The following is a 21,076-nucleotide window of genomic DNA, read 5'->3' as shown; positions in this document are numbered from 1 at the left end:
TCATTTCCAACATGCACGTATTTTGTGCTTGTTTACAAAGTCATAAAAAAAGCCTGTTGTTAGATCATAATTTTTAAACATCACAAGAGAGATTTTTCGCAAATCACAAATAAAACTGGGCTTATTTTTGTTTTCTGGTGGGCTTCCATTAGAATATGCCCAACTTTTGTTGTGACCAGTAAACACCATGATTCAACTTGACCAAGTTTCTTTACGCCGCGGTGGACGTGTTTTATTTCAAAAAGCGTCTATGCAAATCCATCCAGGCTGGAAAGTCGGTCTTACAGGTGTCAATGGTGCAGGAAAATCCAGTTTATTTGCTGCGCTTTTGGGTAGTTTAACCCCAGACGAAGGTACGTTGAGCCGTCCGCAAGGCTGGACTGTGGCGCACATGGCACAGGAAGTTAAAGCATTGGATTTGCCTGCGATTGATTTTGTGCTGTCGGGTGATGAAGAATACTGGAACATTCAACAACAACTGCAACATCCTGAACAATTAAATAATGACCAACTTGCACATTTGCATGGTCGTTTTGATGAAATTCATGGCTATACCGCACCCGCCAAAGCCGCACAACTGATGGCAGGTTTAGGTTTTATGGCACATCAAAACAGCTTGGCGGTCAGTAGTTTTTCTGGTGGATGGCGCATGCGTTTAAATTTGGCGCGTACCTTAATGAGTCGCTCCGAATTATTATTACTGGACGAACCAACCAACCACTTAGACTTAGATGCAATTTTATGGTTAGAAGACTGGCTTAAAGCCTATGCGGGAACGTTGGTGCTGATTTCCCATGACCGTGATTTTTTAGATGCCATTACCGATCATATTTTACATATTGAAAATAGTGAACTGACTTTATATACAGGCAATTATTCAACCTTTGAAACCACACGCAGTGAACGCTTGGCACAACATCAACAAGCGTATGAAAAACAATTAGAAACCCGTGCACATTTACAAAAATATATTGATCGTTTTAAAGCCAAAGCCACCAAAGCACGGCAGGCACAAAGCCGTATCAAGCAATTGGAACGCATGCAATTGCTTGCCCCTGCGCATGTAGATACACCATTTACCTTTAGTTTCCGTGAACCGACCAAAATGAGCTCACCCTTACTGACCTTGGAACACGTCAGCATTGGTTATGCAGACAAAGTGATTGCCAGCAAAATTAACCTACAAATTACCCCGACCAGTCGTATTGGTTTATTGGGGATGAACGGCGCAGGTAAATCGACCTTAATTAAATCCTTAGTGGGTGAATTGGCGTTATTGGCAGGTACTCGCAAAGCCTCAGAATTACTCAATATTGGCTATTTTGCACAGCATCAAATGGATGCTTTGGATGATAGCGCCAGCCCGATGCTACAACTGGCACGCATTGCCGATAAAAAAATCAGCGAAGCCACTTTACGCGCCTTTTTAGGCAGTTTTGGTTTTAGTGGCGAACGTATGGACACGCCTTGTGAAAGTTTTTCAGGAGGTGAACGTGCACGTTTGGCTTTGGCTTTAATTGTCTGGCAACGTCCTAACGTACTGATTCTGGACGAACCGACCAACCATTTAGACTTAGATATGCGACATGCCTTAACCATGGCCTTACAGGATTATGAAGGTGCAGTGGTATTGGTGTCACACGAACGTCAATTGATTGCCAGTGTCTGTGATGACTTACTCTTGGTTCATGCAGGACAATGCACAGAATTTGAAGGCGATTTACAAGATTATGCCCAATGGTTACGCCAAGCCCGTGCAGACATGCTTAAGCAAGGCTCATCTAGCACAGCTCCATCCAATCCAAGTCCAGTGGTTGAAAACAAAACCAACCTTGCCAAAGTAGATAAAGAAGCACAACGCAAACTGGCAGCACAACGCCGTGAACAAACTCGCCCTATTCGTAAAAATATTGAAAAATACGAAGCGCAAATTGAAAAAATTCAACCGCGTCTGACTGAAATTGAAACCGAACTGGCAGATCCTGCCCTTTACGATGCCAACCGTAAAGATGATTTGCTCAAACTCATGAATGAGCAAAATGATCTGAAAACCAAATTGGCGCAGGCAGAAGAACAAATGCTTGAATTGATGATGGAATTGGAAGAACTCGAAAGTAGCTTTGAATAGCCATACCGATGAGATTTTAACGCTATGCTAAATAGGGTTAAATCTCATCATATTTCGTAGAATATGCATTGTGTATGTTCCATACTTATAAGACACATTCGTAATAGTTTTAATCTTTAGTTTATCTTCACAATAACCACGCAAAGAAATTTAAGTCACTCTCTGCGTTTGTTTATTTTTACTTATCAATCTTGCACCACAGCATAGTTGTATGACACCCCCACCCTGAATAAAAGTAAGACAGCATAGCTACCAAGCAAGAAGTTTTGAATTTAAAACTCAGTGTGATTTTTAAATTCAAAATCTACAATTTAAATTTAAAAGCAAAAAACTTAGTTATCCACAACTCAAACTAACTGTTATTTTAAATTCAAAACTCTAATTAAAGCCAAATCAATCCATTCTTTCATGGTTATTTTGAGTCATTGAATCTCAGTGATTCACAGAAAATCGCTGCTACTCGGCAGTAATTTTTGCTTTGCTAATACATAATTCTTGTATTTTCCAGCCCTGAATATAGCGCCAGATTTCTTGAATATACCCTTGATCATCCGCCAAACCAATTTGAATCCGACAGTTAACCTGCTCACGATCAAACTCATATTCTTCTAATTCAACATTCGGTTTGATCGGTTTCCAAACACCATTATTCACTGCATGCTGAATGTTGGCATAACGTGTTTCACGATTTTCCACACGTGATTCTGCCGTATAAACGACTTTAAAATCTTCATCTTCATAGTGTGCTAACAGCTCCACATTGCCAGTAAAAAAAGCATTCACCCATGCATCACGTGCTTGTTCTAATTGATTATCCATCTTAATGATTCTCCTATATTTTTGGCTTAATGTAGCTCAGCATGACAGAACAATAAGTCAGTTTTATAAAAGTTATTTGGATGAATCACGACAACAACAAAAGCCAAACATAAAAAAGCACTCCGTAGAGTGCTTATGGTTATGCGGATGATTTGGACGAATTAAGCGTCAATATCTGCATTTAAGGCATTTTCTTCAATAAAGGCACGACGTGGTTCTACATCATCGCCCATTAAGCAAGAGAACATGCGGTCTGCTTCAATGGCATCATCAATGGTGACTTGCAACATATTGCGGTTTTCTGGGTCCATCGTGGTTTCCCAAAGTTGTTCCGCATTCATCTCACCCAAACCTTTATAGCGCTGAATCATCATGCCGCGACGCGAGTCCTGCAAAATGTGTTGCCACACTTGATGGAAATTGTTGACCGTAATTTTACGTTCGCCTTTTTCCAAATACGCACCTTCTTCAAGCAGCGTAAACCAGCTTTTTGAATTTTTCAGCAAACGTGCATATTCAGCTGAACCCAGCAAACCTGTGTCTAGCAAATAGGTATGTGGCAAGTTGTGCACATATACCGTGATTCGTGGCCAATACGTTGCAGATTTTTGACCATCCGCATCTTCTTTTTCAAACTGTTCGATGCTTAATTCAGGACGCAAACTTGGTTGTAATCGTTCAATGCTTTGACGTAATTGCTCGCCCCATTGTTGTACATACGCCTGATCTGCTGCTTGATCAATTTTAAAGGCATCTAATTCTAATAAACCATCCAACAGACTTGCAGGATAACGCAGCGTTAAACGGCTCAAACTCTTTTGTGAGGTTTGATAATCCGCAATGACTTTGGCTAAAGCCTCGCCACGAATTGCAGGTGCATCAGCACTCACATGCAGCTCCAATTCATCAATCGCATTCGAAATTAAATAGGTTTCTAAAGCATCATTATCTTTGATGTACTGTTCTTGCTTGCCTTTTTTCAACTTATACAATGGTGGCTGTGCGATATAAATATGACCGCGCTCGACCAACTCTGGCATTTGACGGAAGAAGAAGGTCAACAGCAAGGTACGAATGTGTGAACCATCTACGTCGGCATCGGTCATGATGATGATTTTGTGATAACGCAGTTTGTCTGGGTTATATTCTTCACGACCAATACCACAGCCTAAAGCAGTAATTAAAGTACCTACTTCTGCCGATGAAATCATCTTGTCAAAACGGGCACGTTCCACGTTCAGGATTTTACCTTTCAGTGGCAAAATCGCCTGCATTTTACGGTTACGGCCTTGTTTAGCCGAACCACCTGCCGAGTCACCCTCGACCAGATATAATTCAGATAATGCTGGGTCTTTTTCCTGACAATCAGCCAATTTACCTGGCAAACCTGCAATATCCAAAGCACTCTTACGGCGCGTCATTTCACGGGCTTTACGCGCTGCATCACGGGCACGTGCTGCATCAATAATTTTACCCGCGATAGATTTTGCCGCTTGCGGATTTTCCAATAAATATTCAGAGAAAGATTTATTCATGGCCTGCTCAACCGCAGGTTTCACTTCACTCGATACCAATTTTTCTTTGGTCTGTGATGAGAATTTTGGATCTGGCACTTTGACCGACACAATCGCGGTTAAACCTTCACGTGCATCATCACCCGATACCACAACTTTTTCTTTTTTAAGAATATTTTCGCTTTCCATGTAGTTATTTAAACCACGGGTCAGCGCAGCACGGAAGCCTGCCAAGTGCGTTCCACCATCTTTTTGTGGAATATTATTGGTAAAACAACGTACGTTTTCCTGATAAGAATCATTCCACTGCAAAGCAACTTCTACGGTAATCCCGTTTTCAGCCTGTGTCGTGAAATGGAAAATTTCATTCAGGTGAGTTTTGCCTTGGTTGATATATTTAACGAACTCAGACAAACCACCTTCATAATCATAAATGTGTTCTAAATTTACACGCTCATCACGTAATACAATGCGCACACCCGCATTCAGGAAAGACAGTTCACGTAAGCGACGCGCCAAAATATCGACATTAAAAATGGTTTGGCTAAAAGTGTCAGCACTTGGCCAAAAACGCACTGTTGTACCCGAATCTGCGGTTTCACCCACCACTTTTAAAGGATATTGCGGGTCACCATGACGATATTCCTGTTGGTGAATTTGCCCTGCACGTTTAATCGTCAGTTCAAGTTTGCTCGATAGTGCGTTCACGACTGACACACCTACACCGTGTAAACCACCCGACACTTTATAACTGTTATCATCAAACTTACCGCCTGCGTGCAGAATAGTCAGAATAACTTCTGCAGCTGACACCCCTTCTTCAGGGTGAATATCGGTTGGAATACCACGTCCATTGTCAGATACGCTGACAGATTCATCTTCATGGATAGTCACCAAGATTTCATCACAATGGCCCGCCAAAGCTTCATCAATAGCGTTATCGACTACCTCGAACACCATGTGATGCAAGCCTGTACCATCATCTGTATCACCGATATACATGCCTGGACGTTTACGAACAGCATCTAGGCCACGCAATACTTTGATACTAGAGGAATCATAAGCCTTTTCATTGGTTTGTTCTGTAGTAGAGACAGATTGATCTTCTGAACTCATGGTTTCTCCCTAGTGAAAAATAGGTCTATCCAAAGATAAAAAATTATTGCTCAACAGCCTGCACCGTACCGTGATCGACCTGAAATAAGCGATAAGGAATCGACAACGCTTGTAAGTGTTGTTGCACGGATTGATGATCTAAAGTGGTAATAAAAACTTGACTACCCAATTGGCTTAATCGTTCAATTAAACGTTGTTGTGCGCTTAAATCTAATTCTGCTGTCAGATCATCTAATAATACCACAGTTTCCTTGTTGCACGCATGCAGCATTGCAATCTGTGAAAGTTTTAAGGCCATAATCAATAGCTTTTTCTGCCCACGTGACAGCACCACATCTGCATCGCCCATTGGGGTTTTTAGGCGTAAATCGGCACGGTGCGGGCCGTATTCGGTATAACGACGCTCTAAATCTTTTTGATGATAATTGCACAGATCATTCAGCAAGCCCGTATCGGTATGAAAGCCTGCGCTATATTCCAGACGAATCTCTAAATCTGGCAATAACTGCTGCAAGTCCTGAGCAAAAAACTGTTGCCATTGCTCCATAACACCAACCCGTTGCCGATGCAAAATCTCCCCATAATCACTGAGCATTTTGTTCCACGGCTCTAGATCAGACAGACTTAAATGACGTTGAGATTTGAGTAGGCTATTGCGTTGTTTTAAGGCACGGGAATAGTATTGCCATGCATGATAAAATTCTGGTTCCACGTGGAACATCAACCAGTCCAGCAACTGACGCCGTGGTTTGGCCCCATGGTCAATAATTTCGGTACTGAGTGGATCAATCAATTGCAAAGGTAAAATCTTAGCCAGCTGACCTTGGGTTGCAACAGGGTCACCATTGACTTTAATCAACTGCTCACCTGAAGCCATTTTTTGCATACCAATTTTTTCTGTCAAAGACTGGGCAAATACAATCGCATCTTGGCTGCTGTTCTGAATATAATTTTTTGGAATATGGGTACGAAAAGAGCGGCCTGTGGCAAGTAAATGAACCGCCTCTAAAATAGAAGTTTTTCCTGAGCCATTTTGCCCATAAAAGACATTAAACGGCTGCAACTCATGAAGTGCAACCGCTTTTAAGTTACGAACACGCTCTATATGTAAACGCGTAATATGCATGATTCAGCTAAATTATTTTTTTGAATACACGACTCGCTTAAACACGCATTGGCATTACAACATAAGTTTGATCTTGATGCGCTGGGTCTTGTACCAATACTGACTGATTGGCTTCAGTCATGGTCATAGAAACATCATCACCATCTAATGCGCCCAAAACATCTAATAAATATTGCGCGTTAAAAGACATTTCTAACGGTGAGTCAGCATATTGAATCGCTAAATCTTCAATGGCTTCATCTTGTTCTGGGTTATTGGCGCGTAACTGCAAAGTGTCTGCACTAAAGTTCAGAAATACGCCACGTAATTTTTCATTACTTAAAATCGCCACACGCTGTAAAGATTGTTTAAATACATCATGCGCGATCAGCACGTTTTTATCACCACCACGTGGAATCACACGGCGATAATCTGGGAACTTACCATCAATTAATTTAGTGGTAAAACGCACGGTAATTTCTGCTTGTTCTTTGTCACGGCTTGGGGTGCGAATGGTCACATTCAGCAATTCACGCCCAATTAAAAGTGCCAGTTGTTCATCTTCAATGCTCAGCAAACGCTGCAATTCAGCCACAGCTTTACGCGGCACAATGGCTTGAATTAATTGAGTAGCTGTCGAAGATGCCGCTGTTTCACACAAGGCCAAACGGTGACCATCTGTGGTCACAGCACGTAATTGGTTTTCATCAATTTCTAACAAAGTACCCGTTAAATAAAAGCGTACATCCTGCACTGCCATCGCAAACGCAGTTTTTTCAAACAAACGCTTCAGCTCACGCTCAGTAACCGTCACTTGCGTACCTTGAGCATTTTCTGTAGCCAATAATGGATAATCTTCCGCAGGCAAAGTACCTAATACAAAGCGGCTATTGCCCGATTTTAAAATACAGCGCTGATCTTCAGTGATTTGCAAATCAATCAAAGCTGCGCTTGGTAAAGATTTACAAATATCCATCAGTTTACGTGCAGGCACTGTAGTTTCCCCTGCCTGTAAACATGCCCCTTCAGTCAGATTCGTACTGGCAACCAATTCCACTTCCAAGTCCGAACCAGTAATGGTTAAGGCTTGCTCAGTCACCTGAACTTTGACATTGGATAAAATATTTAAGGTATGGCGACGTTCAACCGCTCCTACGACATGTGACAGAACATTCAGTAAGCTTTCTTTCGCGATTTTTAAACGCACGGTACATTCCTCTAACAACTGAAGATTGGAGTATAAAATAGGTTTTTTAGCAGTGTACTATGCGGCAAAAGCTGCCGCATGGCAAGAACAGAATTTGAGCAAATTCGGTCAACTTTGCAACAATCGTTGCAGGTTTTTATAGTCTTCGTTAAAGATCGGATCTTCTTCGCGCAGGCTTTGTACTTTTTCGCAGGCATGCATCACGGTACTGTGATCACGGCCACCAAATGCCATACCAATTTCAGGGAAACTGTCGCCTGTCAGCTCACGTGCCAAGCCCATTGCCAACTGACGTGGACGCGCATAAATACGGGTACGTTTTGGCCCCACCAATTCTTTGAGCGGAATACGGAAATATTCACTCACGACTCGCTGAATATTTTCGGTACTGATGGTACGTGCGCGAATTGCCAAGACATCTTTTAAAGATTCACGTACCACATCTAGATCGATTGGGGTGCCTTTAAAACGGGAAATTGCCACCACTTTATTGAGTGCACCTTCAAGTTCACGCACATTAGCCACCACTTGCTGGGCAATAAATAAAGCACAGTTACGTGGTAAATCTACGGCGCTGCTTTCAGCTTTCTTTAATAAAATTTCAATTCGGGTTTCAATATCTGGCGGTTCTACCCCGACTGATAAGCCCCAAGAAAAACGTGACACCAAACGTGCATCCAATTCGGTTAATTCTTTTGGATAACGGTCTGAAGTCAAAATAATCTGTTTAGATTCATCCAATAAAGCGTTAAAGGTATAGAAAAACTCGACCAAACTGGCTTCTTTACCTGCCAATAAGTGAATGTCATCCACCAATAACAAATCTAAAGAGCGGCAGTTTTTCTTAAATTCTTCAACCTTGCCCTGCTGCAAAGAGCTGACAAAATCCTGCACAAAACTTTCTGCAGTCATGTACATCACCCGTGCATTCGGTTTGGCTTGCAACAAAGCATTGCCCACCGCTTGCATCAAGTGAGTTTTACCCAAACCTGTTGGGCCATACAAAAATAATGGGTTGTGCTGTGAAGCCCCCAATTGGGTCAATACCTTGCGACAGGTTTCCGCAGCCATTTGGTTAGAACGACCTTCCACAAATAAGGAAAAGGTAAATAACGGATTGAGTTGGCGTTTACGGCTTTTTGCAGAACTTTCTTCTTTTTCACGTTTAGGCTTGGCCACAGGCGCAGGGCTAGATTCCAGCGCAGCAGTAGTGGTAGCAGGTTGTTCACTGGCCGATAAAATTGCACCTGGACGCGAATCGACTAAAATTTCGACCTTACGCACGCGTCCCTCAGACAACTGCTCTGCCAAAATAGTAATCAATTCCAGATGATGTTCTTGAATGTAACGCGTCCAATAAGGATTAGGCGCATAAAGTTTTAATGTATCTTCAACTTCTTCTGCCACCAATGGGCGAATCCACATTGTAAAGACATTTCCAGAGAGCTCTTGTCGCAAGCGATTTAAGCAGTCCGTCCAAAGCATGTGAAACCCCTATCTAATCCATTTTTAAATTTAAAACTTCTCTCGACCGCCTGAGCGGGTCGCCATTCTAACCAAGTTATCCACATCTGTCATGACAAAATCAGCAAAATTGCTCAAAAAAGGAATCACTAAACCTGAATTTAAATTTGAAACGTGGTGTGGATAAGTTTATCCGCAAGGTGTGGATAAAATATAGCACAAAGTTATCCACATAGTATTAAAATTATAGAAACACAGATATCCACAATTCAAAATTTTGTTTTATAAAAGAAAAAGTGGGTTTTCAACAGAAAAATGCGTCCCTAATAGTAATAAATTTAAATTTATAAATTTGAATTTATTTATAAGAAACGTTGCAACTGTGGATAATTCAATCTGAGTTTAAATTTAAATTCAAAACCGAAAATTTTAAAATTAAACAGAATAAGCTTGTGGATAATTATGTGAATAATACTGTTAATAACTTATTAGTCAAGCATAAACAATTACTTATCTTGTGTATACTTTAATTTGTATGATCAACCAGTCAATTGAGCGAAAACTTGTTAAAAAGAAAAATTTAGGCTTATTTTGCAAGAAACCGTGTTTTTCATTGACAGCTCAAGCAATGAGCACTAAAATCGCGGACCTTTATAGAAAGATCATTTTTGGAGTTTCGATATGAAACGTACATTTCAACCATCTGAATTAAAGCGTAAGCGCGTTCATGGTTTCCGTGCTCGTATGGCTACTAAAGCTGGTCGTCAAGTATTGGCTCGCCGTCGTGCAAAAGGTCGTCACAGCTTAACTGTTTAATACAGTCACGCTGAACCGACTCTTGGGTGTTATGACAACACTTTATGGCTTCAGCACAGAGTTGAGATTACGCTGTGCTGCCGATTATAAAGGTGTGTTTGATGGTGCGCTTTTTAAAGTGCATCAACCCCATTTCTTATTTCTTGCAAAACATTCCGAACTGCCGAATAGCCGTTTGGGTCTTGTCGTTGCAAAAAAGAAAGTGCGTCGTGCACACGAACGAAATCGAGTAAAACGACTTGCTCGCGAAAGTTTTCGCTTACACCAACAGCAATTAAATGACTTAGATATTGTGGTAATGCCCAAAGTTGGGGTAGATACGGTATCTAATGCGGAATTGCATCAGCAATTACAATTTGCTTGGCAGAAGTTACAACGTCTCGCCAAAAAGCATTCAAAAATAGCTCCCTCCCCACAAAAGTAGAGATGGCCAATGGTACTTTTACTGCATTGGTTGATACGTTTCTATCAGATCGCGATTAGTCCTTTATTGGGACCACGCTGTCGCTATATTCCAACATGTTCTCAATATTCTTTGGAAGCAGTCCATACGCATGGTGCTGTACGTGGTGTGTGGCTGGCTACAAAACGTATTTGTCGTTGTCATCCGTGGGGTGGTTCGGGCTATGATCCGGTGCCGCCAAAAGTCATTCGTTTTATTTCATTTCAGCAAATAGATTCTCAAACGCATCACATTACTGTACCCTTTCGTGATCGTTTATTGAACCAAAATCACTCTAACCACTTGGGGTAATAGATATGCAACAATGGGCCAGGTTTGCAATTCTCGGGGCCATGTTTGTCGTCGCATATTTGCTCATTTTGGCGTGGCAAAAAGATTATGGAAATGCTGAAACAGCACCGCAGCAAAAAACTGCCGTTGTTTCACATGAAGTGTCTGCAGATTTGCCGAATGCCCAAACGGCTACAGCAGCTTCTGATGTACCGCAAGCAAATATTCCTGCACAGCAAACAACCGATGCCACAGCACCTGTAAGTCAGCAGCTTATTTCAGTACAAACTGACCTTTATCATCTTTGGATCAATCCGAAAGGTGGTGATATTGTTCGTGTTGAATTACTCAATCATGACAAAAATAAAGACAGTGACGATCCTTTCGTCATGCTGGAAAGCGATGCTAAGCGCACCTATGTCGCGCAATCTGGGTTAATCGGGCTGAATGGTCCAGACAGTAGCCGTAATGGCCGCCCAAGCTATGAAATTGAAAAATCGACTTATAGCTTAGCCGATGCCAAAGAAAGCAAAAATAAAGCGGGTGAAACAGTTAAAACTTTAACTGTCCCAATGGTATATAAAACTGCCGATGGTGTAGAAATCATTAAAACCTTTAGTTTTACTGAAGGTGAATATCCTGTGCTGGTGAATCACAAAGTGATTAACCGCAGCAGCCAAAACTGGCAAGGTCAGATGTTTGGTCAGTTGAAACGTGATAATTCAGATGATCCAGGCAAGTCAGATCAAGGTATTTTTACCTTGGGTACTTTCCTTGGCGGCGCATGGGGAACACCTGAAGAACACTACAACAAGTTGAAATTTGACAATTTTAATGACGAAAAATTGAATGTCGATGCAACAGGTGGTTGGGTGGCCGTGGTTCAGCACTATTTCGTGAGTGCATGGGTTCCAGGGCAGTTAAAATTGACGCAGGCCGATGGTCAACCGTATGCAGCGAAGTTGGAATCACGTAAATCTAGCGATGAAATGAACATCATTGGTTTTACCTCGCCAACCATTAATGTCCCTGCAGGTACGGTGGCAGAAGTTGATGCGACCTTCTACTCTGGTCCAAAAATTCAGTCTGAATTGAAAGATTTGGCGACAGGTTTGAACCAAACTGTGGATTATGGCTGGTTATGGCCAATTGCAAAATTATTGTTTATTGGTTTGCAATTCTTCCATGGTTTAGTGGGCAACTGGGGTTGGTCAATCATCTTATTAACCGTTCTTGTCAAACTGATTCTTTGGCCGTTATCGTCTAAGAGCTATCGTTCTATGGCGAAAATGCGTGTGATTGCACCAGAAATGCAGCGCATGAAAGAAGAATTTGGCGAAGACCGTATGCGTTTCTCGCAAGAAATGATGGCACTTTATAAACGTGAACAAGTGAATCCACTGTCAGGTTGTTTGCCATTGTTACTACAAATGCCAATTTTCCTTGCCTTGTACTGGGTATTGATGGAATCGGTAGAGTTACGCCATGCACCGTGGTTAGGTTGGATTCAAGACTTATCGGCAATGGACCCTTGGTTTATCTTGCCATTGTTGATGGGTGTGACCATGTATGTTCAACAAATGTTGAACCCACAGCCAACAGATCCAATGCAGGCAAAAATCTTCCGCATTATGCCTGTGGTATTTACCGTATTCTTATTGTTCTTCCCTGCAGGTCTAGTTCTGTACTGGATTGTCAACAACTTGATTACGATTTTGCAGCAAAGCTTGATCAACAAAAGTGTTGAAAAAGACCGCGCTAAACGAGAAGAGGCAACTCCAGTCAATTAAGTATGGCTGAGCTGCTGAATAAATCCGCTTAAGATGGTAATCTTAGGCGGATTTTTCTTTGCATATATTTTGAAAGTTTTAGGTGAATTTTATGTATAACCGCAGCACCATTGCCGCAATCGCGACTCCACCTGGCCGTGGTGGTGTGGGGGTGATTCGCCTGTCGGGACCAAAAGCCTATGCGATTGCCGCAGCATTGACCCAAAAAGACTTACCCAAAGCGCGTTATGCAGGTTTTCGCCAGTTTTACGATGCAGCCAATGAAGTCATGGATGAAGGTTTGGTGATTTGTTTCCCCAATCCTCAGTCATTTACTGGCGAAGATGTGGTGGAACTACAAGGGCATGGTGGCCCAGTGATTCAAAATGCGCTGTTGGCACGTTTACTGGAACTCGGTGCAACGGCTGCCAAAGCGGGTGAATTTTCGATGCGCGCCTTTGAAAATGGCAAGCTAGATTTGGTACAGGCCGAAGCCATTGCTGATTTAATTGATGCCACTTCACAAGCCGCTGCGCGTTCTGCTGTACGTTCCCTGCAAGGGGCTTTTTCCACCAAAGTGAATACCGTGCTGGAACAGTTAATTCACTTACGTCTGCATGTTGAAGCTGCTATTGATTTTCCTGAAGAAGAAATTGACTTTTTGGCCGATGGGAAAATCCTTAATTTGCTGGATGAAGTGGCTGCTTCGGTGACTGCTGTGCAACAATCTGCGCGTCAGGGACAATTGTTGCGTGAAGGTCTGCAGGTGGTGATTGCGGGCAAACCGAATGCAGGTAAATCTTCCTTACTCAATGCCTTGGCGGGTATTGAACGTGCGATTGTGACCGATATTGCAGGGACTACTCGTGACGTATTGCATGAAAAAATTACCCTGAATGGCTTACCAATTACCCTGACTGATACTGCAGGCTTGCGTGAAACAGGGGATATTGTGGAACAGGAAGGGATTCGCCGTGCGATTAAAGAAATTGAACAGGCAGATTTATTGTTATTGGTCTATGACTTGAGCCAAAACGAAGATCCATTGCAATTGGCACAGCATTATTTTGCTGAACATATTGAACCGAAGCGTTTGATGTTGATTGGCAATAAATGTGATTTAACTGGTGTACAAGCTACAATTTCAGATTTTAAAGGGTTTAGACATATTACTGTGTCGGCCAAACAAGAAACAGGTGTTCAATCGCTCATAGAGGCGATTACAGCGCATGCAGGCTTTCAGCCTGAAGAAGATACCTTTATTGCACGTACCCGTCATTTAGACGCAATGAAGCGCACGCAGCAGTATTTGGCTGAAGCACGTGAGCAGTTGGTGGTCTATCATGCGGGGGAATTAGTAGCCGAGTCGTTACGTCTTGCACAGAATGCTTTGGGTGAGATCACTGGTGATTTTTCTGCAGATGATTTGTTGGGCAAGATTTTTGGATCGTTTTGTATTGGGAAATGATTTTTAGCGATTACTTCCTGATTTGATACAAAAATAGCATTAAGTTTGAGTGGCTTAGTGCTTTTTTATTATCCTATTTGGGGTGATCTGCTACTAAAAATCAGCCTATTCGTTAATGTTTAGTTTCTCATTCGGCACAAGCCCGATCTAACTTATGTCATATTTAAACGTTTCAATTTATCTTTATGAAAACCCATCAATAATCACGTAAGTCTTTTTAAACCGCAGCATTTAAAGCTATGATGAGAAAATAATCAAAAATTGGCGCTCAATTCAATCCTAAATGCACGAGATGAAATCTCTGATGGAGGTATTTGGATGTTTGAACTGGCTTTTTTACGTGAAATACTCATTTCTTCGGTTCATTTTTTGCAATTGTCACTCGAAGCCATTTCTGTGATTTGCGTGGTGATTGGTCTGGTTAAAACTTTATGGGTGCTGGTTCAGTTAAAATCGGGGCGTACTGCACGTTATTGTTTTGGGGATTGGCTCGCGACGGCACTTGAATTTCAGTTGGCTGCAGATATTTTAGCCACCACAGTAGATCCAGATTTAGATAGCCTAATTAAACTGGCGATCATTGCAGTGATTCGAACCTTTTTGAATTACTTCCTGACCAAAGAGTTAGAACATCAAGCCCTTAATGAAAAATAATGGCTATTGAGTTTGAGATCAAAATAGAAGACATAGTCCCATTCATCTACAAGATTTGAATATTCGAATAAACTCAGCTGATCCAAACCTTGTCCTGATTTTAGTTTGTCGTTTAGATGAAACTTCATCCTAAAACAGGTTTGTTCTGCAACTGGCGATACCAAATAATGATGTAGCCACACAGTAAGCAGATGGCTGCACAAAAGCTAAGTACGGCGGTGGTTAAACCAAAATGATCGGCCAGATAACCGACTGCAATAATTGGCAGAATTGTGCCTAAATAGCCCACAAATAAATAGGTCGACATCACTGCAGCGCGATTCTGTAGATTGGTCATGGCATGAATTAAGCCAAAAGCACCAATCAATGCCAACCCGTGTCCTATGCCTAGCAGCACATCACTCACAAAAAATAGAAAACTCCAATGTAAATACATGCATAAACCGAGTACCAATAAACTCAATAACAGCAAATACAGCCCATAATTTAGGCATTTTTGTGCAGGAATGGCTTTAGAAAAATACTGCACCAGCGCTGAAATCAGCAAAATACAGGTGATGGCCAAACCACTGACCAAAGGCCCGTGCCACGGAATAATCACTTGCACAAAAGAGGGAGAGAGCGAAGCAAATAAACTAAAGGCAGCAAAGGCACAGAATGCGGTTAAACCTGTAATATAAAATTCTGCATGAAAGCGTGGTTCTGGGCGTTCTAATTTTGGGGCAATCGAGAAGGCTTGTGGCGTAAATTCAGGCGGTGCTAAACGTAACAATCCAATAAAACACAGTACTGCACCCAAAATGACAGGAATATATGGACTAAACAAAGGCGCTGCTGAAAATTGTGCCACACCACCACCGAGCAAAGGACCTAAGCCAAACCCGACTGCGGTAATGACTGAACTGAGCTGTGGCGCATGTGCTTTATGTGATTCGGGGATACTCCACATTAAGCCAATTAACGCCGATGTAGTCATAAGACCTGAAGCAATTCCAATCACAAAACGCCCCAAAGCAAGCCAAAGTGCATTGGTGGCAAACATCGACAGAATCAGTCCGAGGGTGATGATCACTAAACCCAATTCTAAGGTTTTTAAGAAGCCGATACTGTTGCTGGTACGCCCTAAAAAGAGCAAGGTAGCCAAACAACCGAGCATATACGCCACAAAAATAAAGGTGATATGGCTAGGTAAAAGCTGCCACAGTTCCTGATAAATTGGATACAGTGGGCTTGCAAGTGCCGTGCCCATGGTGCCAATAATCAGGGCGAGGCTGATCATCACAAAAGGATGCCAAGATTGAGATTGAGTCATAAAAAACTCGATTGATGGCTAAACTGTTGAGTTTAGTCTCATATAGTGAGAAATATCACTCAGTGTAAAGACAAGCCTTGAATCTGGTCAAGCCTATTTGTGTTTAAGCATAGCGTTTCAGCAATTTCATAAACTCTTCCAGTTCATGTTCATCAATCGCGCATTGATCACCAATCACATGATGGCGTAAATGCGATTCGATTAACTCATTCATCAAACCATTGACCGCACCTTTAATGGCTGCGACTTGTTGTAAAACTTCAATACAGCCATGATCAGGATTGTGAAGTGCTTGTTCTACTGCCCCAATTTGTCCTTGTAGGCGTTTGACGCGATTTAAAATTTTCTTATCTGTATGTAAATGACCCAACACATCACCTCAATTTTTATATACTCTATGGGAGTATATTTAACAATGATTTCCCATTATGCGTCAGCAACACTCTCATCGTATCCATCCACATCAATTCGATCAAGGCAATCCGCTGGCGCAGAAAAAAATATTATATGCGGCTTTGCTGACGGCTGTCATGATGTTCTTGGAAATCTTGGGTGGTTGGATTTTTCATTCCATGGCTTTGCTAGCGGATGGCTGGCACATGAGCTCACACATGCTGGCGCTAGGCTTGGCTTATTTTGCCTATCGGGCAGCACGTCATTATGCAGCAGATACACGGTTTAGTTTTGGTACATGGAAAATTGAAATTTTAGCTGGCTATAGCAGCGCCATTTTATTGTTGGTGGTGGCTGCATTTATGGCAATTCACTCTATCGAGCGTTTATTTTTTCCTGTCGATATCCAGTATAACCAAGCCATCCCAATTGCAATTTTAGGGTTATTGGTCAATTTGATTTGTGCATGGTTATTACATGAAGATGATCACCATCACCATCACCATCACCATCACCATCACCATCACCATCACCATCACCATCATGAGCATACGCATGACAGCCATGAACTGAATCAAAAAGCCGCCTTTATGCATGTGGTGGCAGATGCGGTGACTTCAATTTTTGCGATTATTGCTTTAATTGCGGGTAAATATTGGGGCTGGGATTTTCTAGATGCACTGTTAGGTATTGTTGGTTCAATTTTAGTGGCGCGTTGGGCGATAGGTTTGATGCAGGAAACAGGGAAAACATTGCTGGATGCAGAAATGGATCATCCTGTGGTGGATGAAATTCGTGAAGTGATTGCAGAGTTACCAGTCAGTGTGATGATTACAGACTTGCATGTTTGGAAAGTCGGACAGGGTAAATTTTCCTGTATTTTGGCATTGGAAACCGCACACGATTTAGACGCAGATCAAGTCCGCACCGCCCTCGCCATTCATGAAGAAATTGTGCATATTTCAGTAGAAATTAATCCGCCATCAGGCTTGAATGTTCCACGTGAAACCTAAAGCGTTGCATAGCAAAAACGAGTTGTAGCAATTGCGTAATTCTGGCTTAAAAATACTGAATTCTGTGCAGCTTTCAGCTTAGAATCAGGCTAAATTTACTTTATTTAGATGAAACACATGATTAAACAATTGAGTTTAGCTGCCTTAATGGGATTATGCAGCGCCGTGAGCATGGCCGATGTTGCAACGGTTAGTAAAAATGTCAAACAACAGCATCCGCAACTGAAATTAGACAATATTCAAGCCACAGAAATGAAAGGTATTTACAGTGCCTCTATGGATGGTCAAGTGGTGTATTTGAATGAAGATGCACAACATATTTTGGCGGGTTCAATGATTCGTTTAAAGGATCAGCATAACTTAACCAAAGATTTATTGATCCAACAAAACAGTGTCGATTGGAAAAAGTTACCGTTACAAGATGCAATCAAAAGTGTGCGAGGTACGGGAAAACGTCAGATTGCGATCTTTTCTGACCCAAATTGCCCATATTGTAAACAGCTTGAGGCTGAACTGAAAAAGCTGGACAACATTACAATCTATACCTTTATTTTGCCGTTAAAAGCGCAATCTGTTGCGCCATCTAAACAGGTGTATTGTGAGAAAAACCCTGCTCTTGCTTGGGAAAACCTGATCACAAAAGCACAATTGCCTACAAGTCAAAGCAGTTGTGCCAACCCTGTGGAGCGCAACATTGTTTTAGCGCATCGTTTAGGTGTAAACGGTACGCCTGCGATTATTTTCTCGAATGGCTTTAAAGTTATGGGAGCATATCCTGCGGCACAAATTGAACAGATTTTTAAAGAATTTGGTCTTTAAGAACGGCTAATTTTTTATCTGATATTGGCAACTAAAATTGTGTAGTGTGTATCGGAGCAAACCTGAAATTTGTGATTGCGAAGTAGATATAAAAAAACCGCCTCAATTTTTAGGCGGTTTTTTTATTGAGAGAGAAGATGTTTGACTGAAAAATTACAGTCGTTAATACAGGATTTAAGCACGCGATTTTTTCATGAACGTATTATAAATAAATAGAATAATCAGCGCACCAATGATGGAGGCAATAAAGCCTGCGGCAGAACCATCACCGTACAATCCCATCATACGCCCTGCATAGGTTGCCAATAAAGACCCTGCAATCCCAAGTAAGGTGGTGACAATAAACCCTGCTTTATCATCTCCAGGATGAATCGCGCGGGCGATTAGACCTGCAATAAAACCCACCACAATTGCGACAATTAATGACCACATGAGCAGCTCCTTGTTATCTTTGTTTATGTTTTACATCATGTTTCAGACTTATTTTTGCTGAAAAATCCCAAGGAAAATAGTCGAATAATGCTACAGCATGTTGTGTTTTTGTCCTGTTAGATAGATGAAATGCAAATTTTAGCCATAAAAAAAGTGATCTGAAACGATCACTTTTTTTAAGCGAGGTGTGTTTGTTTTATAAGCCAATTTCGCCAATAAACGGAATATGACGATATTTCTGGTCGTAATCTAAGCCATAACCGACAATAAACTTATCTTCAATTTCAAAGCCCATGAATTTAACTTCAAGTTCAATTTCACGGCGTGATGGCTTGCTAATTAAGGTACATAGCTCAATTGAATTTGGCTCGCGGGTTTGCAAAATTTCCATCACTTTATTTAGGGTGTTGCCCGAGTCGATAATATCTTCAACTACCAAAACATCTTTACCGCGAATTTCACCATCTAAATCTTTTAAAATTTTCACATCACGCGATGACACCGTGCCCCCGCCGTAGCTGGATACAGTCATAAAATCCAGTTCATGCGGCTTGTGAATGGTGCGGCATAAATCTGCCATGAACAATACAGAGCCACGTAATAAGCCAATTAAAACCAACTCTTTGTCGCTATTGGCATAATGAGCATTAATTTTTTGACCAAGTTCCTGAACTTTTGTCTGGATTTCTTCTGCAGAAATCAAAACCTGCATTTCAACTGTCATGGGTAGATACCTAAAAAGCAAAAATAAAAAAGGTGTTGACCTGCAACACCCCAAAATATGCCCTAATTTTAATATATCTTGCGCGATGTTGCACGTGCTTGCATGGTTAAAATAGCATCATTTTTGTGCTGGGTGAGAATCTGTGCGTAACAACAAGGCACAACCGAGTATCAGCATTGCCCATCCGATGGGTTTTATATACGAGGATTGCGCAGGTTTAGCCACCTGCTGCTGAGTTTTGATTGGGTTGGTAGTAGGCACGTTGTCCATAAATATAGGTCGCATGAATATTACGGTCATCTGCTAAAGTAATGAGGGCAAATAATGCATCTTCAAGATGTTTGGAACGTTGTTGTCGTAAGCGTTGTAAAGCGGTGGCATTTAAATCCAGCACCACAAAATCGGCTTCTTTGCCTACCTTAAAATTCCCCAGCTTATCGTCTAAGTCCAAAGCTTTGGCAGCACCTAATGTGGCGTGATACAACGCTTCAAAAGCAGAGAGTTTTGCCCCTTGCAGTTGTTGTACTTTATAGGCTTCATTGAGGATATGCAGTACATTAAACGTGGTGCCTGCGCCAATATCTGTACCTAAACCGACCTTCACCTGTCGCTCCCAAGTTTTATGCAGCGGAAATAAACCGCTGCCCAAAAATAAATTGGAGCTTGGACAAAAGGCAATTGCAGAATCGGTATGATGCAGACATTGCCATTCATGTTCTTCTAAATGCACACAATGCGCAAAAACCGAACGTGAACCTGTTAAACCATAGTGATGATAAACATCTAAATATCCATTTTGCTCTGGAAATAATTGTTTCACCCACGCAATTTCATTGTGATTTTCACTTAAATGGGTATGTACATAAACATCGGGATATTCGGCTTTGAGTTGCCCTGCCCGCGCCAGTTGCTCAGGGCTAGAAGTCGGTGCAAAACGTGGCGTAATCGCGTAGAGATTACGTCCTTTTCCATGCCATTTTTCAATCAACGCTTTAGAGTCTGTATAGCCTGAGTCTGCACTGTCACACAATGCTTCAGGTGCATGCCGATCCATCAGCACTTTACCTGCAATTAAACGCATTTGATGTTGTGCTGCCGCTTCAAACAACGCATCTACCGATTCAGGATGTACCGTACAAAACACCAAAGCTGTGGTGGTGCCATTTTTCAGTAATTCCTGCACAAAAAATTGTGCAATCTGATCAGCATAGGCTTTATCTGCAAATTGCAGTTCAGTCGGAAAAGTATAAGTATTCAGCCATTCCAGTAATTGTTCACCATACGCGCCAATCATTTCAGTCTGTGGAAAATGAATATGGGTGTCGATGAAGCCAGGCACAATGAGATGGTCAGGATAATGTTGGAACTCAGTGTTGGCGTTTAGCTGTGCCTGCCCTTCTTGCCATGAACCAAACCACTGAATTTTGCCTTGTTCGCAAATTAACAAGCCATCGTCTACATAACGGACTTGTTCTGAAATTTGATCGGCTTGGCTGGTACAGTTTTTGAAATCAAGAAAGCGACCACGAATTGCGGTGCGTTGTACAGGAGATGGCATAAAACAACCTACATTTTTCATTTTTTCAAGAG

The 21,076-nt window shown here is 41.7% G+C and carries 19 protein-coding genes; 9 read left to right on the top strand and 10 right to left on the bottom strand.

The features are described 5' to 3' along the window. The first annotated feature begins 187 nt into the window (after positions 1–187). The gene (locus FTU66_RS12030; RefSeq protein ID WP_180112860.1) at positions 188–2,128 is read left to right on the top strand and encodes an ATP-binding cassette domain-containing protein; all 1,941 of its coding nucleotides are present in this window, start codon (positions 188–190) and stop codon (positions 2,126–2,128) included. A gap of 456 nt (positions 2,129–2,584) precedes the next feature. Here the strand turns inward: FTU66_RS12030 and FTU66_RS12025 are convergent, their stop codons facing one another. The 5 genes from FTU66_RS12025 to dnaA all read right to left on the bottom strand — a co-directional run bounded on the left by FTU66_RS12025 (position 2,585) and on the right by dnaA (position 9,374). Next, a complete protein-coding gene (locus tag FTU66_RS12025; RefSeq protein ID WP_004969754.1) occupies positions 2,585–2,947 on the bottom strand; it encodes a hypothetical protein in 363 nt (120 codons plus the stop codon). A gap of 161 nt (positions 2,948–3,108) precedes the next feature. Further along, positions 3,109–5,577 carry a DNA topoisomerase (ATP-hydrolyzing) subunit B gene (gene gyrB, locus FTU66_RS12020; protein ID WP_180112859.1) on the bottom strand — a complete coding sequence of 823 codons (2,469 nt, stop codon included), beginning with the start codon at positions 5,575–5,577 and terminating at the stop codon, positions 3,109–3,111. Positions 5,578–5,620: 43 nt separating this feature from the next. Continuing rightward, complete coding sequence (gene recF, locus FTU66_RS12015; RefSeq protein ID WP_168418740.1) at positions 5,621–6,703, bottom strand: DNA replication/repair protein RecF; 1,083 nt, start codon at positions 6,701–6,703, stop codon at positions 5,621–5,623. Positions 6,704–6,740: 37 nt separating this feature from the next. Next, positions 6,741–7,889, bottom strand: a complete 1,149-nt coding sequence (gene dnaN, locus FTU66_RS12010) for a DNA polymerase III subunit beta (protein ID WP_004969759.1) — start codon at positions 7,887–7,889, stop codon at positions 6,741–6,743. 108 nt (positions 7,890–7,997) lie between these two features. After that, positions 7,998–9,374, bottom strand: a complete 1,377-nt coding sequence (gene dnaA / locus FTU66_RS12005; protein ID WP_004969761.1) for a chromosomal replication initiator protein DnaA — start codon at positions 9,372–9,374, stop codon at positions 7,998–8,000. A gap of 660 nt (positions 9,375–10,034) precedes the next feature. Here dnaA and rpmH point away from each other — a divergent pair. From rpmH to FTU66_RS11975, 6 genes are all read left to right on the top strand, one after another. After that, a complete protein-coding gene (gene rpmH, locus FTU66_RS12000; RefSeq protein ID WP_000831329.1) occupies positions 10,035–10,169 on the top strand; it encodes a 50S ribosomal protein L34 in 135 nt (44 codons plus the stop codon). A gap of 31 nt (positions 10,170–10,200) precedes the next feature. Beyond that, the gene (gene rnpA, locus FTU66_RS11995; protein ID WP_004969764.1) at positions 10,201–10,593 is read left to right on the top strand and encodes a ribonuclease P protein component; all 393 of its coding nucleotides are present in this window, start codon (positions 10,201–10,203) and stop codon (positions 10,591–10,593) included. Positions 10,594–10,602: 9 nt separating this feature from the next. Beyond that, the gene (gene yidD / locus FTU66_RS11990) at positions 10,603–10,923 is read left to right on the top strand and encodes a membrane protein insertion efficiency factor YidD (protein WP_004969767.1); all 321 of its coding nucleotides are present in this window, start codon (positions 10,603–10,605) and stop codon (positions 10,921–10,923) included. A gap of 5 nt (positions 10,924–10,928) precedes the next feature. Continuing rightward, on the top strand, positions 10,929–12,692 hold the full coding sequence (yidC, locus tag FTU66_RS11985; RefSeq protein WP_004969769.1) for a membrane protein insertase YidC: 1,764 nt from the start codon (positions 10,929–10,931) through the stop codon (positions 12,690–12,692). 91 nt (positions 12,693–12,783) lie between these two features. Beyond that, on the top strand, positions 12,784–14,139 hold the full coding sequence (gene mnmE, locus FTU66_RS11980; RefSeq protein ID WP_180112858.1) for a tRNA uridine-5-carboxymethylaminomethyl(34) synthesis GTPase MnmE: 1,356 nt from the start codon (positions 12,784–12,786) through the stop codon (positions 14,137–14,139). 318 nt (positions 14,140–14,457) lie between these two features. Next, positions 14,458–14,793 (top strand): DUF1622 domain-containing protein, encoded by a 336-nt coding sequence (locus FTU66_RS11975; RefSeq protein WP_178319447.1) that lies wholly within the window; start codon positions 14,458–14,460, stop codon positions 14,791–14,793. 124 nt (positions 14,794–14,917) lie between these two features. Here FTU66_RS11975 and FTU66_RS11970 read toward each other — a convergent pair whose 3' ends face one another. Both FTU66_RS11970 and FTU66_RS11965 read right to left on the bottom strand, forming a co-directional pair. Next, on the bottom strand, positions 14,918–16,105 hold the full coding sequence (locus FTU66_RS11970; RefSeq protein WP_171287397.1) for an MFS transporter: 1,188 nt from the start codon (positions 16,103–16,105) through the stop codon (positions 14,918–14,920). Between the two features lie 103 nt (positions 16,106–16,208). After that, complete coding sequence (locus FTU66_RS11965; RefSeq protein ID WP_004969779.1) at positions 16,209–16,475, bottom strand: metal/formaldehyde-sensitive transcriptional repressor; 267 nt, start codon at positions 16,473–16,475, stop codon at positions 16,209–16,211. A 58-nt stretch (positions 16,476–16,533) separates the two neighbouring features. On the opposite strand from FTU66_RS11965, the gene dmeF reads away from it, so the two are divergent. Beyond that, positions 16,534–17,511, top strand: coding sequence for a CDF family Co(II)/Ni(II) efflux transporter DmeF (gene dmeF / locus FTU66_RS11960; protein WP_180112857.1), 978 nt, complete (start codon positions 16,534–16,536; stop codon positions 17,509–17,511). Positions 17,512–17,682: 171 nt separating this feature from the next. After that, complete coding sequence (locus FTU66_RS11955; RefSeq protein WP_372238852.1) at positions 17,683–18,330, top strand: DsbC family protein; 648 nt, start codon at positions 17,683–17,685, stop codon at positions 18,328–18,330. A gap of 174 nt (positions 18,331–18,504) precedes the next feature. Here FTU66_RS11955 and FTU66_RS11950 read toward each other — a convergent pair whose 3' ends face one another. The 3 genes from FTU66_RS11950 to guaD form a co-directional block, all read right to left on the bottom strand. Continuing rightward, on the bottom strand, positions 18,505–18,762 hold the full coding sequence (locus tag FTU66_RS11950) for a GlsB/YeaQ/YmgE family stress response membrane protein (protein ID WP_004969785.1): 258 nt from the start codon (positions 18,760–18,762) through the stop codon (positions 18,505–18,507). Positions 18,763–18,958: 196 nt separating this feature from the next. Beyond that, complete coding sequence (gene hpt / locus FTU66_RS11945; protein WP_019836204.1) at positions 18,959–19,486, bottom strand: hypoxanthine phosphoribosyltransferase; 528 nt, start codon at positions 19,484–19,486, stop codon at positions 18,959–18,961. Between the two features lie 217 nt (positions 19,487–19,703). After that, positions 19,704–21,044 (bottom strand): guanine deaminase, encoded by a 1,341-nt coding sequence (guaD, locus tag FTU66_RS11940; protein WP_180038204.1) that lies wholly within the window; start codon positions 21,042–21,044, stop codon positions 19,704–19,706. Positions 21,045–21,076 lie beyond the last annotated feature (32 nt).

Source organism: Acinetobacter sp. YH12131 (assembly GCF_013418635.1).
Classification (GTDB): domain Bacteria; phylum Pseudomonadota; class Gammaproteobacteria; order Pseudomonadales; family Moraxellaceae; genus Acinetobacter; species Acinetobacter towneri.
The sequence above is the reverse complement of the archived record's forward strand: the minus strand, read 5'-3'. Positions and strand labels throughout refer to the sequence as shown.